This is a genomic window from Haemophilus sp. UMB1048, assembly GCF_030218125.1.
Taxonomy (GTDB): domain Bacteria; phylum Pseudomonadota; class Gammaproteobacteria; order Enterobacterales; family Pasteurellaceae; genus Haemophilus_D.
The window spans coordinates 86,099-101,821 of record NZ_JASOPB010000007.1; the positions used below are offsets into that span (position 1 = coordinate 86,099).

The window sequence follows — 15,723 nt, forward strand, 5'->3', positions numbered from 1 at the left end:
CCTTGTGCTTGCTTTATTTCTCTTTTGATAACAAATGAAATTTACAAAAACTTTTTTATATACAGTATTAAGCATAACATGTGCTCAGTGGGCAAATGCCGAGGTAGCACAATCTAAAAATGACACGTTAGACAAAAATATTCAGGTCGCGGCGCCAAAGCTTCAAGCACCTGCGATCCAGCCGAAGACAAATAATGAAGGCTCAGTCTCGATGACTAAAGAAGAGCTCGCTCGTCATCCTGATTTAATCGTACGTGGGATGATTCCTTCTGTATTACAAAATAACGAAGAAGCAGTTTCACTTCTGTTGCCTTTATATCGAGAACTTCCAAAAAAAGATCCCGTATTATTGAGTTGGGCTGAAGCTATTGATGCGCGTCATAAAGGCAATTATAGTGAAGCTGCACAACGCTATCGTACGCTATTCACCCAACATTCTGATAGCCTTCCATTACGTTATCAGCTTGCTCAAGCACTCTTTTTAAATAATGATAACGAAGCAGCAAAAGATCAGTTCCAAAAATTACGTGCGGAGCAAATGACGCCTGAAATGACTGCCGTTATTGATCAATATTTATCTGCATTAAATCAACGCGATCAATGGAAATTTTATGGTGGTGTAAGTTACCTCAATGAAAGCAATATCAACAATGCGCCCAAAGCAGGTACTCATATTGGTAACTGGAAAGCTTGGAGTAAAGAAAGTGCACAAGGGCTTTCTTATTCATTAGGTGTTGAGAAAAAATGGTCTCTTGCACATAACTTTTTCACCAAATTAGGCTTAGATGGAAATGGTAAATACTACTGGAATAACAAAAAATATAACGAATTAAATGCGCGCTTAGGTTGGGGATTAGGTTATCAAACTTCCCATTTAGAATTGGCTTTAACACCATTTACCGAAAAACGTTGGTATAGTGGTGGCTCAAACGGTAGCGATGCACTCAAACAATACTCTAAAAACTCTGGCGTACGTTTTGATATTAGCTACTGGCTTAATCCTCGTTGGCAAATTTCATCTGCTTTGGAATATGGCGAACAACGCTATGATTGGCGAAAACATTTAAACGGCAACAATTATTTATTTTCCAACACATTACTCTATGTTCCGAAAAGCGGACAACATTGGTTTGCTGGGCTAGATTATTCTCGTGAAAATACTCGGGACAAAGATAACGCCTACCAACGAGTAGGTGGACGCCTTGGTTGGGGACAAGAATGGCCATGGGGAATATCAAGCCGAGTCACGCTTTCATATGCTAAACGTCATTATCAAGCGGCTGATTTCTTTAACATTCGTCAGAAAAATAGAGAATATGCTTCAACATTAACATTGTGGCATCGTGATCTCTATTTCTGGGGTATTACGCCTAAGATTACATGGTCTTATCAAAAAGTGAAAAGTAATCATCCTTTCTATGGTTACGATAAAAATCGTGTATTCTTAGAAATGAGTAAAACATTTTAACCACAAAAAACGGTTGCTGAGACAAACTCAACAACCTTTTTGTTTATTATAAATTAAATACATCCTTGGCATAGCCATTAAAGCTATGCCATGAATTTTAGCTTTCGATTAAGCTTTAATTTGTCCTTTCAAGAAATCTAACAACTGCTCTTTTGCAATCATTTGTTTTTCACCAGTGCGGCGATTTTTGTATTCGATTTCGCCGTTTGCGAGATTTTTCTCACCAATCACTACCATGTGTGGCACGCCGATAAGTTCCATATCTGCAAACATCACACCTGGGCGTTCTTTACGATCATCAAAGATCACTTCTACACCTTGTGCTTGTAAAGTGCGATACAATTCTTCGGCATATTCTTGAACGCTTTCAGATTTATGCATATTCATAGGCACGACAGCTACGGTGAATGGCGCAATTTCATCTGTTGGCCATACAATACCGCGATCATCAAAATGTTGTTCAATCGCCGCAGCGACCACACGCGTTACACCAATACCGTAACATCCCATGGTTACGACCATTGGACGACCATCTTCACCTTGAACAGTCGCGTTCATCGCTTCTGAGTATTTTTTACCTAATTGGAAGATATGGCCGACTTCGATACCACGTTTAATCAATAAGGTACCTTTACCATCTGGGCTTGGGTCACCTTCAACTACGTTACGAATATCGGCTACTTTTGGTAACGCTACATCACGTTCCCAGTTGATATTGAAGTAATGTTTACCATCAATGTTTGCACCCGCACTGAAATCAGACACTAATGCCACTGAACGATCAATAATCACTGGAATATTGAGATTAACAGGACCTAATGAGCCCACACCTGCACCAATTTTTGCTTTAATAACAGCTTCATCCGCAAACTCAAATGGTGAAGCCACTTCCGGTAATTTTTCCGCTTTGATTTCGTTTAATTCATGGTCACCACGAATGACTAATGCCACTAACGGTTGTTCTTCACTTACCCCTTTTACAATTAAGGTTTTAACTGTTTTCTCAATTGGTAAATTAAATTGTTCCACCAACTCTGCAATCGTTTTTGCATTTGGAGTATCAACTAATTCCATCGCTTTCGTTGGCGCGGCACGTTCACCAATTGCCACCGCTTCCGCTAATTCAATGTTTGCTGCGTAATCAGATTCCGTAGAGAAAATCACATCATCTTCACCACTGTTTGCTAACACTTGGAATTCATGTGAGGCGCTACCACCGATAGAACCAGTGTCCGCTTGTACTGCACGAAAATCTAAACCTAAGCGATTGAAAATATTGCTATAAGTTTGGTACATCACATCATAAGTTTGTTGCAAGCTAGCATGATCCGCATGGAAAGAATACGCATCTTTCATGATAAATTCACGCGAACGCATTACACCAAAACGAGGACGCACTTCATCACGGAATTTGGTTTGAATTTGGTATAAATTGATCGGAAGTTGTTTGTATGATGACACTTCGCGACGAACTAAATCCGTAATCACTTCTTCATGTGTTGGACCTAATACAAAGTTACGGTTTCCGCGATCCACAAAACGTAGTAATTCTGGGCCATATTGTTCCCAACGACCTGATTCTTCCCATAATTCTGCTGGTTGCACTACTGGCATTTTGATTTCAAGTGCGCCACTTTTATCCATTTCTTCACGAATGATTTTTTCTACTTTACGAAGCACACGCCAGCCTGTTGGCATCCAGTTATAAAGACCTGAAGCAAGAGGACGAATCATCCCCGCACGAAGCATTAATTGATGGCTCACAATGGCCGCTTCAGCCGGGGTTTCTTTTAGTGTTGAGAATAAATATTGACTTGTACGCATTAAATTAACCTTAGATTCTAAGCATTGAGAAAAAATTGGTGAGAGTATAACAAAAAGTGCGGTCATTTTTAACCGCACTTTTTTCTGAGAAAAGATTATCTTCTCGGTAAGTATCTAACTGGATCGACAGATTTACCTTTATAACGGATCTCAAAGTGAAGTTTCACAGCATTGGTTCCTGTGCTACCCATTTTCGCAATCTCTTGACCCGCTTTCACTTCTTGTTGATCGCTCACAAGGATCTTGTCGTTGTGCGCATAAGCACTTAAGAAATCATCGTTATGTTTGATGATGATTAAGTTACCATAGCCACGTAATGCGTTACCCGCATACACAACACGACCATTCGCAGCAGCTTTAACTGCTTGGCCGCGTGAACCACTGATATCAACCCCTTTGTTACCACCATCGGTATTAGAGAAACCTTGGATCACGTTACCTTGGGTTGGCCATTGCCATGCAATATTCGACGCAACTGGTGCCACAACATTTGCATTAACTGGTGTATTGTTTGTAGTTTCTACTTGTGTTGTCGTCGTTGCTGGTGTGCTAGGCGTATTGTTTGTGAAAACTGGTTTTGAAGGTTCACCGTTACCCACACCTGATTTAATAGGGCCAATTACTGTACCATCAGAACCAATTTGTGTGCCATTTGCACCTGGTGTATAAGTCACTTCTGGCTCAGCAGGTGCCGCTGGTGCGGTAGTTTTCACTGGAACTGTTGTGGTGATTGTTTTGGTTGAACAATTTGAAATTTTTAATGTTTGACCCACACTTAAGCTGTAAGGCTCTTTCATATTGTTCATGCTCGCTAAATCTTTTACGTCCATACCCGTCAAGTAAGCGATTAAGAACATGGTATCGCCTTTGTTTACTTTATAGGTGTTTCCTTTGTATGAACCTTTTTGAATTTGGCTGTAATCTGGTGCATTGGTATTTGGATTACGTGGCACGTTGATTGCACCTGAGCTGGTACAATCAGAAACTGTTTTAGTTACCGTCTTAGTTTGCGGCTGAACCGGTGCAGGAGCGGGCTGTGGTTGAGTTGCTGCTGGCTGTTGTACTGGTTGATAAGTCGGTTGGAAACTTGGCTGTGGTGTTTGAGTTCCCGTTGGCACGCTGCTGCCCATTGTACTTGGCATGGTATTTTGTTGGATTTCTGGCTGCCATGTACCGCTAGAGTTATTATCAACAGGTTGCATTACACCTGGAGAAAGTGTGCCATCCACATTTTCGATTGGTGCAGGGCTATTTGAACTACAAGCCGTTAAAATAGCGATACTCACAGGGAGCAATAAAAACGATTTTTTCATTTATTCTTCCTTTAAAATTAAATTTATTTCATTTGATTTGGCATTGAATTCTTTTCAATTTCCGGCATAAAGCTACCACCGGCAACAGCTCCCGTTCCTTCTACTGGTTGCATAATACCATCTGGCAATGCGTCGGGATCTTGTTTTTTCGGCTCTCCCGTACAAGCTGAAACCAGCAATGCACTCGAGATAATAAAGAGTAATTTATTCATAAAAAAGGTCATCCTGTTATTTTAAAATAATATAAATAATCACAGCTAAAGCAACGACACTCCAACCAATGACTTCAATGGATTTACGTAATTTCGCGGCGAATTTTTCTCCGCCCCATGCGGCGAGTTTCGCCACTAAAATAAAACGAGCAAAACGCGACACAAACGCGGTAATCACAAAGGGGATAAACGCCATTTGCATCACGCCCGCGCAAATGGTGAAAACTTTATAAGGAATCGGGCTAAAACCAGCGACAAAGACCACTAACACGCCCCATTCTTTAAACCACGCCATAGCTTGTTCCCAAGCGGCTTGGTAGCCCCATTGTTGAATATAACCTTGAACCCAATCAAAGGCATAATAGCCGATAGCATAACCAATCATTCCCCCCACTACAGAAGCGACCGCTGTATAAAGCGCAAAACGAAACGCACTTTTGGGCTTTGACATTGACATTGGAATCAACATCACATCGGGTGGAATTGGAAAAAAAATAGCCTCAATAAAACTCACAAAGGATAACCAAAACACGGCAAAGCGATGTTTTGACCATTGCATCGTTTTATCGTACATCGCACCAAAAATATTCATTCACTTATCCTTCATGGGTTCAATGGGGAAAAATTCGTTTCAAAATGGCACATTATTCACTTTCCAGCCAATCTTGTAAAGCAGCAATTGACTGATGAGCCGTAAGATCTGCCTGAATTGGCGTAATGGAAACATAACCATTTTTTACTGCATGGAAATCGGTGCCTTCACCATCATATTCCGGCAAGCCTGATGGTCCAATCCAATAGATATTTTCGCCACGAGGATCTTCTTGTTTAATCACTTCAGCTGCAGATGTGCGATAGCCTAAATGACAGACTTTAATGCCTTTGAGTTCTTCGTAAGGCAAGTCTGGCACATTGATATTGATCACTTCGCGTTTGTTCAATAATTGAGGATGTAATTTCGGAATTAAATCACACACCACGCGAGCGGCTGTTTCATAATGCTGACGACCATCTAAAGAGACGGCAATGGCTGGTAATCCTAAATGACGCCCTTCTAATGCAGCGGCCAAAGTACCGGAATAAATCGTATCATCCCCCATATTACAACCCGCATTAATACCTGATACCACAAGATCCACTTGACCAGATAAAAAACCATTTAAGGCCAAATGCACACAATCAGCCGGTGTGCCATTCACGCAGTAATCACCGCAATCTAAATGACGAGGGCGAAGCGGCTCAACAAGCGTTAATGAGCTTGATGCTGCGCTGCGATTCCGATCAGGCGCTACAATCACCACATCGGCAATTTTTCGTAATTCTTTTGCTAAAACTTGAATCCCTTCGGCGTGAAAACCGTCATCATTGCTGACTAAAATTCGCATTATTCTTCTTCCTTAATATTCACTAACTCTCGCACTAATGCGGTCGCGTAACTCCCCGCCGGCAAATAAAATGAGAGCTTTAATCCTTCTTCAACAAACGTCCAATGGAAATCTTTTGCCTGCATCAATAAAGGGCGGCGAGCGGCTTTCATTCTTTCTTGTTTCATTAATTCTTGGAAAACCTGATGTTCCAAAACCACTTGATTTTCGACCGCACTTGCAGATAAATTTTCTTCGCCAATTAAAGGCGCAGTCAATAAAATATCTTGCGCGTTCAAACGTTGCTGTAAGACCGCTAAATCTTCATTTTCATCGGCTTTAAACCAACTGTGCGATCCGTTTAATTGCACAATATCGTCTCTTAGAACCCGATCTGCCACATTTTGTTCAATTCGTTCTGCCACAACTAAATTAAAAATTTCACTGCGAGCCGCTGAAAGGTAAAAACTGCGTTTTTTACGATCTTTGACCTTAATCTCCCCTTTCGCCCAACGAATCGCTTGAGTCAGATTATGACCATCACGCCCAAAACGTTGTTCAGTGAAGTAATTAGGGAAACCGTATTTCTCCACAAAATTTAAGCGTTCATTTAACTCGTCACTTTCTTTTGCTCCGCGCAATAAAATCTCAAAAGCATTCCCCTGAAGACTACCTGTACGAATTTTACGATTGTGGCGAGTCACTTCTAAAATCTCGATGCCTTCTAATTGAAATTGGCTAAAATCAGGCGTTTCTTTCCCCGGCATTTGCAAACAAAACCATTGTTCTGTAATACCATGACGATCTTTCAAACCGGCATACCCCATATTTCGATCAGAAATACCCGCAAACTTGGCAAGTTTTTCGCCCACAAACAATGTATTGCAATCCGTTTTACGGATTTTTACCGCCACAAATTCGCCTTCGCCTGACATTTCATAGCCAAGATCTTCTTTAACAATAAAATCAGCAAATTCTTGCTTTAAAAGTGCGGTTGTTTTTGGCGGTGTTTTTAAGGTGAAATAAGGGAGATGTTTGACCATTTTTTTCGTTCTAAAATAAGAAAGCCCAACTTTTTTCGCTGCAATAAATAGCGTGATCAGCTGGGCATGTTAAGCACAATTTATTCGCGCAGAATTTTAACCTTTCCGCCCCTTCAAGGCAAACTGAAATGAGCATAAATTTTTAGCGACATTTTCATCTTTATCCCCTACAATGACCGCACTTTTTCTGACAAAAGGAATGCCTTATGACGAACTTTAACGAACTTCAAGAAGAAACCCGTGAAATCATTACGGATTTATTAAATGACGGCAGCGATCCGGATGCGCTTTATATTATCGAACATCACATCGCCCATTATGATTTTGATACCTTAGAAAAAATTGCCGTGGATGCTTTCAAAGCAGGCTATGAAGTGTCAGAAGCAGAAGAATTTGAAGATGAAAATGGCAAGGTCATTTTCTGTTTTGACATCATCAGTGAAGTGGAATTAAAGCCTGAAATTATCGATGCACAACAAAAAGAAATTTTACCATTAGTCGAAAAATACAAAGGTATTTATGATGGCTGGGGCACGTATTTTGAAGATCCGAATGCAGAGGACGATGAATACGGCGATGACGGCGAATTTTTTGACGATGAAGATGTCGAAGACGACAACGAACGTTTACATTAATCATTAATAATGTGGGGGGAGTTAATCGCCCTTAATTTTTATCTTACCCAAATAGGAATGAAAAAATGAAACTCAAAGCACTTTCTTTGGCATTACTTGCCTTACCTATCGCTTCTTTTGCAGAAGAACCCGTACCGAATTATCCAGCTGATGTAACCTTTACTGTTGAAGCAGAAAAAGTAGTAGAACGTGATTTATTGCAAGTCTCCCTTTTTTACCAAGCGGAAGGCAATGATCTATCCGCGCTCAATAAAACCATGGCAGAAAAAATGAATAAAGCCATTGAATTAGCGAAAGCACAGAGCTCGGTCGAAATTACTGATAATTCTCGTAATACCATGGTTCGTTACGATAATAAAGGCAAACAGCAAGGTTGGATTGCGCATGCAGGATTAACTTTAGAAAGTAAAGACTCTCAAGCATTATCAACATTAGTAAATGAACTAGATGGCGTATTGGCCATTGCTCAGGTCAATGCCTCTGTTTCTCGTGAAAAATTAAGTAGTTTAGAAAATGAATTAACCAAAGAAGCTTTAGCAAAACTTAAAGATAAAGCACTCTTAGTTCAAGAATCCTTGCAGGTGAAAGGTTATCGCATACAGAACCTTGAAATTTCCTCAGCTAATGATTCAGTCGCTGATTTCCGCCCTTATGCTGCAGCCGAACTAAGCTCTAAAAGTTTATACTCGAGTGGGAAAGATGAAACTTACACTCAAAGTGGCAAAGAGAAAATTAAAGTCAGTGTGAATGCACGAATTGCATTGCTTAAAGAATAATTTTCTATACAATGAACGACGATTTTTTTAATAAGGAAAACAATATGAAAGTAGCAAAAAATACGGTTGTGAGTATCGCTTACCAAGTACGTACTCAAGACGGTGTATTAGTTGATGAAGCACCAGCAAATCAACCATTAGAATATTTACAAGGCCACAATAACTTAATCATTGGTCTTGAAAATGCCTTAGAAGGTAAAGAAGTTGGCGACAAATTTGAAGTTCGTGTTCAACCAGAAGAAGGCTACGGCGAATACAATGAAAACATGGTTCAACGTGTACCTAAAGAAGTATTCCAAGGCGTTGATGAAGTGGTGGTTGGTATGCGTTTCTTAGCAGATACAGATATCGGCCCAGTTCCTGTTGTGATCACTGAAGTGGATAGCGATGAAGTGGTGGTTGATGGTAACCACATGTTAGCGGGTCAAGAATTACACTTCACTGTTGAAGTTGTTGGTACTCGTGAAGCAACATTAGAAGAAATTGCTCACGGTCACGTGCATGGTGAACATGATCATCACCATCATCACGATGATGAAGGTGGTCACGGCTGCGGTTGTGGTGGTCACGGTCATCATCACCATGACCATGATCACGATCATGGACACGGCGGTTGCTGTGGCGGCGGTCATAAACACGGTCATGATCACGGACACGGTCATGGCGGCTGTGGTTGTGGCGGTCACTAATCTTAATCTAGAGACAAAAAAAGTGCGGTTAAAAATAACCGCACTTTTTCTTTATCTGATACTTAATTACAGAATGAATCGACTTAAATCTTCATTTTCAATCACTTCGCCTAAAGCATCAATCACATAAGCGGCATCGATATTCACGGTTTGTCCGTCCATTTCACTCGCATCAAATGAGATTTTATCCATTAAACGTTCCATAACGGTATGTAAGCGTCTTGCACCGATATTCTCCGTTTTCTCATTCACACGGAAAGCGGCTTCGGCAATTTTCTTAATCGCATCTTGTGTAAATTCAATGCTCACACCTTCTGTTGCCATGAGCGCTTTATATTGCTCCGTTAAAGAGGCATTTGGCTCAGTTAAAATACGCTCAAAATCTTCTGCCGTTAATGCAGACAATTCAACACGAATTGGCAAACGACCTTGCAACTCTGGGATTAAATCCGATGGACGCGCCACTTGGAATGCACCCGATGCAATAAAGAGAATATGATCGGTTTTCACCATTCCGTGTTTGGTATTAACCGTTGAACCTTCCACTAATGGCAATAAGTCACGTTGCACACCCTCACGTGAAACATCCGCACCACTGTATTCACCTTTTTTACAAATCTTGTCAATCTCATCAATAAACACGATACCATTTTGCTCAACTGCATCAATGGCTTTTTGTTTCAATTCCTCTGGATTGATCAATTTGGCTGCTTCATCGTCAATTAAGGTTTTTAACGCATCCTTAATTTTCATTTTGCGTTTTTTGGTTTTATCCGAACCTAAACTTTGGAACATGGATTGCAACTGATTGGTCATTTCTTCCATGCCTGGAGGTGCCATGATTTCCACACCCATTGACACGCCCGCCGACACATCAATTTCGATTTCTTTATCGTCTAATTGCCCTTCACGTAATTTTTTACGGAACGCTTGGCGAGTGCTGCTGTTGGTATCGTGGTTTTCCACTTCATCCCATTGATTTTTTGGTGGTGGTAGCAACGCATCTAAAATACGATCTTCCGCCGCATCTTCTGCTTTCGCACGATTTTTCGCAATTTCTTGTTGGCGAACTAATTTCATCGCACTGTCCGTTAAATCACGGATAATGGAGTCCACTTCTTTTCCCACATAGCCCACTTCGGTGAACTTCGTCGCTTCCACTTTAATGAAAGGTGCATTGGCTAATTTTGCAAGACGACGCGCAATCTCGGTTTTACCCACACCCGTTGGCCCAATCATTAAAATATTTTTAGGGGTCACTTCATGACGAAGTGGCTCTTGCAACTGCATTCTTCTCCAACGGTTACGCAACGCGATCGCAACCGCTCTTTTCGCCTCTTTTTGACCGATAATATGTTGATCTAATTCGGAAACAATTTCACGAGGGGTCATTTCAGACATAATTCTTCCTTATTTATTCGGTAATTCTTCGATAGTGAAATTCGTATTGGTGAACACGCAAATATCACCCGCAATTTTTAAAGATTTTTCTACAATTTCACGAGCTGATAAATCGGTATTTTCTACCAACGCACGGGCTGCCGATAATGCATAATTACCGCCTGAACCAATGGCTAAAATCTGATCAGCTTCTGGTTGAACTACATCACCAATACCGGTAATGATTAAACTTTCTTTTTCATCCGCCACAATCAGCATCGCTTCTAACTTGCGTAACGCACGATCGGTTCGCCAATCTTTGGCTAATTCCACGGCGGCTTTTAACAAATGCCCTTGATGCATTTCTAATTTACGCTCAAATAATTCAAATAAGGTGAACGCATCGGCTGTACCACCTGCGAAACCGGCTAGAACTTTGCCATTATATAAACGGCGTACTTTACGGGCATTCCCTTTCATGACGGTGTTGCCTAATGAAACCTGTCCATCGCCCCCAACAACCACTTGGCCATTACGACGTACGCTTACAATTGTTGTCATTCTTTTTATCCTTCTTTTAAGAAAAGTTACTCGTTATATGGCGATCGATTCCGACAAATTCAAGGGGAATTTTTTCTTTGATGATTTATTAGACAATCAGTTAAAAAAAATGTGACAAAGATCATAAATCAAAATAGCAAACGTTTGCCAAAGTTTTACTCCAAAATTTTAAAGGAATATGATTTGTTACAAATAAAACAAACTACTTAATGAGGAAAACATGAAAAATTTACTTAAACTTTCTGCCATTGCAATTTTAGCGGCAAGCGCAGTCTCTACTTTTGCATCAAACAAAGAACCTTACACTGAACAAGGTACGAATGCTCGTGAAATGACAGAGCAAAAACCAATTCACTGGATCTCTGTTGAGCAGTTGAAAAAAGAATTAGAAGGCAAAGCACCAATTAATGTGAGCTTCGACATTGACGATACTGTACTTTTCAGTAGCCCTTGTTTCTATCACGGCCAAGAAAAATACTCTCCAGGTAAAAATGATTACTTAAAAAATCAAGATTTCTGGAATGAAGTGAATGCAGGTTGTGACCAATATTCCATTCCAAAACAAATTGCGGTGGATTTAATTAATATGCACCAAGCACGTGGTGACCAAATTTATTTTATTACCGGTCGTACAGCGGGCGATAAAGATGGTGTGACACCTGTGCTACAAAAAGCCTTTAATATTAAAGATATGCACCCTGTAGAATTCATGGGCGGTCGCAAACTTCCAACTAAATATAACAAAACACCGGGTATTATTGAGCACAAAGTGAGTATTCACTATGGTGACAGTGATGACGATATTCTAGCCGCAAAAGAAGCGGGTATTCGCGGCATCCGCTTAATGCGTGCAGCAAACTCAACTTACCAACCGATGCCAACCCTTGGTGGCTACGGTGAAGAAGTATTGATTAACTCAAACTACTAATCTTCCTAAAAAAGTGCGGTTATTTTTGACCGCACTTTTCTTATCTAATTAACAATCTTAATTTTTAAAAAGTTTCTGGGAATATGCTAAAATTTTTCTGTTTCCAGGAGCCTATTTATGTCAGAACTCACGTCTAATCAATATTTAATCATCATTGCCGTGCTGGTTTTTATCAGCATTGTGATGCTTTTTCTATTAAGCCGCAGCAAACGAGATACGCAAGAATTACAACAAGATCTCAATAAAACTATCGAAGATTACAATCAATTAGCGGAGCGTTTTGATTCCTTAAGTGCGGTCAAAAATCAATTAGAACAACAAGCCGTTAAAGCACAAACTCATGCAGAAGGTTTGCAAACTCGCCTTAATGAACGTGATGAAAAAATCCAATATTTAGAAAAAGAATTGGATGAAGAACAACTTCGCCACGATCAAATTGGCGGGCAAATTACGGCATTAAAAGAACGATTTGGGATAGCGTCAGCACAAGCCGACAGTTTGCAAGGTCAATTACAACAAGCGCAAGAAAATGTACTTAGAAAAGAACAAGAGCAGCAAAAAACGCAGGAAAAATTGACCGTACTTTCACAAGAATTAACGGAGCTCAAAACCACCCTTTCCGAAAAAGAAAAACATTTTGCTGAACAGCAACAGCATATTGAGCAATCCAAACAACAGCTAGGCGTGGAATTCCAAAATCTGGCCAACCGCATTTTGGAAGAAAAAAGCCAATCCTTTAATCAAACCAATCAAACTGCATTGGAAACCTTGTTGAAGCCTTTCCGAGAACAAATCGAAGGCTTCCAAAAACGAGTGAATGAAATCCATTCGGAATCCGTAAAAGGCAATGCGGGCTTAGAAGCAGAAATCAAAAAGGTGTTGGAAATTGGCTTAAATATGTCACAAGAGGCCAATAATTTAACTTCAGCTTTAAAAGGTGAAAAGAAAACCCTAGGCAACTGGGGAGAAGTACAACTTGAGCGCGCACTCCAGTTGGCAGGCTTGATTGAAAACGTGCATTACAGTGCGCAGGCCCATTTTAAAGATGAGCAGGGCGGACGAAACTATCCTGATTTTGTGCTCAATTTACCTGATGAGAAAAATATTATCATCGATAGCAAAATGTCATTGAATGCTTACGAAAGTGCGGTCAATTCTGAGGATGAATTTGAACGTGAGCGTTTACTAAGGGAGCATATTAAAGCCCTGAAAAATCACATTGATGACTTGCACCGCAAGGATTACAGCAATTTGATTGGCATGCGCAGTCCTAATTTTGTCTTGATGTTCATTGCCGTAGAACCGGCTTATATTGAAGCCTTAAAATTAGACCCAAGCCTGTTTAATTATGGTTATGAGAAAAATGTGATTATGGTTTCGCACACGACCCTCATGCCAATTTTACGCACAGTGGCAAATTTATGGCGTATCGAACGAGGCAATGCCGAAGCCAAAGAAATCGCAGAAAAAGCAGGTGAAATTTACAACCAAATTTGCTTGGTGGCAGAACGCTTGAACAAACTGGGCAACACCCTTTCCACAGTGAGCAATCAATACAACAGCACCGTTACTGCCCTTGTGGGGCAACAAGGTTTAGTGGGGAAAGTGGAACGCTTTAAAGACTTGTCAGCGAAAGCTAACAAGAGCATGCCAAACGTTGAATTGCTCAATAATGACGTGGATTTAACGCGCCTATCCCTTATCACTACCGAGAATGAGGTAAAATAAAAAACATTGGTTGAATTTTTCTTTAAAAGTGGCTATTTTCTTGCCGCTTTTTTATTTGAATTTTTATTTATGAGGAATTTTATGGCAACGGAACAAAAAGAAATCTCGGATCCATGTGCAAAATATAATGAACAGACTAACTTTCTAAGCAAAACGATTTTTGCAAGTCGTTGGTTACAAGTGCCTATTTATTTAGGTTTAATTGTTGTACAAGGCATCTATGCCTACAAGTTTATGAAAAACTTGTGGTATCTCATAACTAATGTCAATGAAATGGATGCAGATACCATTATGCTCGCCGTACTCAATCTCATTGATGTGGTAATGATTGCTAACTTATTAGTAATGGTAACATTAGGCGGTTATGAGATTTTTGTTTCAAAACTGCGTACGAAAAATCATCCTGATCAACCTGAATGGATGAGCCATGTGAATGCGACAGTGCTGAAAGTCAAACTTTCTATGTCAATTATCAGTATTTCGTCTATCCACTTATTGCAAACCTTTGTGAATGCCTCAAAAATTCCTGAAAAAACGATTATGTGGGAAGTGATTATTCATTTTTCTTTCTTGATTTCAGCGATTGCAATGGCTTATACCGATAAAATCTTATACAGTACAAGTCACAAAAATCATTAATCACAAAAAAGTGCGGTCAAATTTGACCGCACTTTTGTTTTCTAGAATTCATCTTGGTGTTTAAATTTCAATAAATCTCGACGTTCTTTTTTGTTTGGACGACGATCAGGATGTGGCATCGAAAGTGCATTATTTTTTCTTGCCCATGCCATTTCTTCGCGTTTTTTCACACTCTGAGTCGTTTCTCGGTAAAGCAGTTGGGCTTCAGGGGCGCCACGGCGTTGGTCACTCAAAGCTATCACTTCAATTTCTTTTTCATCGCTACCTTGACGAAGCTTAATCATAGCGCCGACTTCTACATTTTTGCTTACTTTAGCACGCTGACCGTTGTAATGTACTTTCCCTCCTTCAATCATTGCTTTCGCAATGCTACGGGTTTTGTAAAAACGTGCTGCCCAAAGCCATTTATCTAACCGTACTTCGTTATTTTCAGCCATAACTCTTCCTATTTCTCTCACTTTGCGTATGATGAGCCAATAACAAGATAATAGGGCTAATATCATGAAAAAACAACTTCCACACATTCTCTCCCTTTCCACGGTGGCAAAATCCCGCTTGTTTGAAATTCAAGCTGTCGATCTCAAATTCTCTAATGGCATTGACCGCACTTACGAACGTTTCCGCCCTTTTAATCGCGATTCTGTCATGGTGATCGCAATTGATGGAGAGGCTCTCCTCCTGGTTCGTGAATATGCCGTCGGAACGGAACAATATGAATTAGGCTTTGTAAAAGGTGGAATGGATACAGGAGAAACGCCCGAACAAAGTGCGAATCGCGAATTGCAGGAAGAAATTGGCTTTGAGGCAAAAAAATGGACGTTTTTACGCACGATGAAGATCAATCCACAAATCATGGGGCATAAAATGCACGTTTTATTAGGTGAAGATCTATACCCAAATCAACAGGAAGGGGATGAACCCGAACCACTAGAAATCGTGCGTTACCCTTTATCTCAACTTGACGCCCTGTTGGATAGTGATGAATTTAATGAGGCAAGAAACTTAACCGCACTTTATACCTTACGAGATTATTTAAAAAAACGTAAATAAATCGAAAAAATTTAGATAAATTCTAATTGTAAGCGATTAACTTTAAATAAAACTTGAATAATTATTCTTTTTTTGAGAATGTATAGTCATTTTTCAAAAATAAATAGGAAAAT

Annotated in this window: 17 protein-coding genes; 8 read left to right on the forward strand and 9 right to left on the reverse strand. The window is 40.1% G+C overall.

Translation table 11 applies throughout. From position 1 onward, the window contains the following. The first annotated feature begins 34 nt into the window (after window positions 1–34). Entirely contained in the window at window positions 35–1,468 is a 1,434-nt protein-coding gene (locus QP437_RS07680) for a surface lipoprotein assembly modifier (RefSeq protein ID WP_285267474.1), read from the forward strand. A gap of 108 nt (window positions 1,469–1,576) precedes the next feature. Here QP437_RS07680 and proS read toward each other — a convergent pair whose 3' ends face one another. From proS to truD, 6 genes are all read right to left on the reverse strand, one after another. Next, window positions 1,577–3,292 (reverse strand): proline--tRNA ligase, encoded by a 1,716-nt coding sequence (gene proS / locus QP437_RS07685; RefSeq protein WP_285267475.1) that lies wholly within the window; start codon window positions 3,290–3,292, stop codon window positions 1,577–1,579. A gap of 95 nt (window positions 3,293–3,387) precedes the next feature. Further along, window positions 3,388–4,605 (reverse strand): murein hydrolase activator NlpD, encoded by a 1,218-nt coding sequence (gene nlpD / locus QP437_RS07690; RefSeq protein WP_265470148.1) that lies wholly within the window; start codon window positions 4,603–4,605, stop codon window positions 3,388–3,390. A gap of 23 nt (window positions 4,606–4,628) precedes the next feature. Beyond that, window positions 4,629–4,817, reverse strand: a complete 189-nt coding sequence (locus QP437_RS07695; protein WP_014064606.1) for a hypothetical protein — start codon at window positions 4,815–4,817, stop codon at window positions 4,629–4,631. 16 nt (window positions 4,818–4,833) lie between these two features. Next, entirely contained in the window at window positions 4,834–5,409 is a 576-nt protein-coding gene (locus QP437_RS07700) for a YqaA family protein (protein ID WP_014064605.1), read from the reverse strand. A 52-nt stretch (window positions 5,410–5,461) separates the two neighbouring features. Continuing rightward, entirely contained in the window at window positions 5,462–6,202 is a 741-nt protein-coding gene (gene surE, locus QP437_RS07705; protein ID WP_014064604.1) for a 5'/3'-nucleotidase SurE, read from the reverse strand. Next, the gene (gene truD / locus QP437_RS07710; protein WP_285267476.1) at window positions 6,202–7,224 is read right to left on the reverse strand and encodes a tRNA pseudouridine(13) synthase TruD; all 1,023 of its coding nucleotides are present in this window, start codon (window positions 7,222–7,224) and stop codon (window positions 6,202–6,204) included. The genes surE and truD overlap by 1 nt, the downstream gene beginning before the upstream one ends. A gap of 206 nt (window positions 7,225–7,430) precedes the next feature. On the opposite strand from truD, the gene rraB reads away from it, so the two are divergent. The 3 genes from rraB to slyD all read left to right on the forward strand — a co-directional run bounded on the left by rraB (window position 7,431) and on the right by slyD (window position 9,324). Further along, window positions 7,431–7,859, forward strand: a complete 429-nt coding sequence (rraB, locus tag QP437_RS07715) for a ribonuclease E inhibitor RraB (RefSeq protein WP_049363970.1) — start codon at window positions 7,431–7,433, stop codon at window positions 7,857–7,859. 65 nt (window positions 7,860–7,924) lie between these two features. Beyond that, window positions 7,925–8,635 (forward strand): SIMPL domain-containing protein, encoded by a 711-nt coding sequence (locus tag QP437_RS07720; RefSeq protein WP_285267477.1) that lies wholly within the window; start codon window positions 7,925–7,927, stop codon window positions 8,633–8,635. A gap of 44 nt (window positions 8,636–8,679) precedes the next feature. After that, a complete protein-coding gene (gene slyD / locus QP437_RS07725) occupies window positions 8,680–9,324 on the forward strand; it encodes a peptidylprolyl isomerase (protein WP_285267478.1) in 645 nt (214 codons plus the stop codon). Window positions 9,325–9,390: 66 nt separating this feature from the next. Here slyD and hslU read toward each other — a convergent pair whose 3' ends face one another. Together hslU and hslV are read right to left on the reverse strand one after the other, a co-directional pair. After that, window positions 9,391–10,725 carry an HslU--HslV peptidase ATPase subunit gene (hslU, locus tag QP437_RS07730; RefSeq protein WP_285267479.1) on the reverse strand — a complete coding sequence of 445 codons (1,335 nt, stop codon included), beginning with the start codon at window positions 10,723–10,725 and terminating at the stop codon, window positions 9,391–9,393. A gap of 9 nt (window positions 10,726–10,734) precedes the next feature. Then, window positions 10,735–11,265, reverse strand: coding sequence for an ATP-dependent protease subunit HslV (hslV, locus tag QP437_RS07735; protein WP_005695137.1), 531 nt, complete (start codon window positions 11,263–11,265; stop codon window positions 10,735–10,737). Between the two features lie 220 nt (window positions 11,266–11,485). On the opposite strand from hslV, the gene aphA reads away from it, so the two are divergent. The 3 genes from aphA (at window position 11,486) to QP437_RS07750 (ending at window position 14,560) form a co-directional block, all read left to right on the forward strand. Beyond that, complete coding sequence (gene aphA / locus QP437_RS07740) at window positions 11,486–12,193, forward strand: acid phosphatase AphA (protein WP_014064597.1); 708 nt, start codon at window positions 11,486–11,488, stop codon at window positions 12,191–12,193. 117 nt (window positions 12,194–12,310) lie between these two features. Then, on the forward strand, window positions 12,311–13,921 hold the full coding sequence (gene rmuC / locus QP437_RS07745; RefSeq protein ID WP_285267480.1) for a DNA recombination protein RmuC: 1,611 nt from the start codon (window positions 12,311–12,313) through the stop codon (window positions 13,919–13,921). 81 nt (window positions 13,922–14,002) lie between these two features. Continuing rightward, the gene (locus QP437_RS07750; RefSeq protein WP_049368085.1) at window positions 14,003–14,560 is read left to right on the forward strand and encodes a TIGR00645 family protein; all 558 of its coding nucleotides are present in this window, start codon (window positions 14,003–14,005) and stop codon (window positions 14,558–14,560) included. 41 nt (window positions 14,561–14,601) lie between these two features. Here QP437_RS07750 and hslR read toward each other — a convergent pair whose 3' ends face one another. After that, window positions 14,602–14,997: a ribosome-associated heat shock protein Hsp15 gene (gene hslR, locus QP437_RS07755; protein WP_285267481.1), complete on the reverse strand. Its 396-nt coding sequence runs from the start codon at window positions 14,995–14,997 to the stop codon at window positions 14,602–14,604. Window positions 14,998–15,061: 64 nt separating this feature from the next. Between hslR and nudE the strand changes: the two genes are divergently transcribed. Beyond that, window positions 15,062–15,610 carry an ADP compounds hydrolase NudE gene (gene nudE, locus QP437_RS07760; RefSeq protein ID WP_285267482.1) on the forward strand — a complete coding sequence of 183 codons (549 nt, stop codon included), beginning with the start codon at window positions 15,062–15,064 and terminating at the stop codon, window positions 15,608–15,610. Window positions 15,611–15,723: the final 113 nt, after the last annotated feature.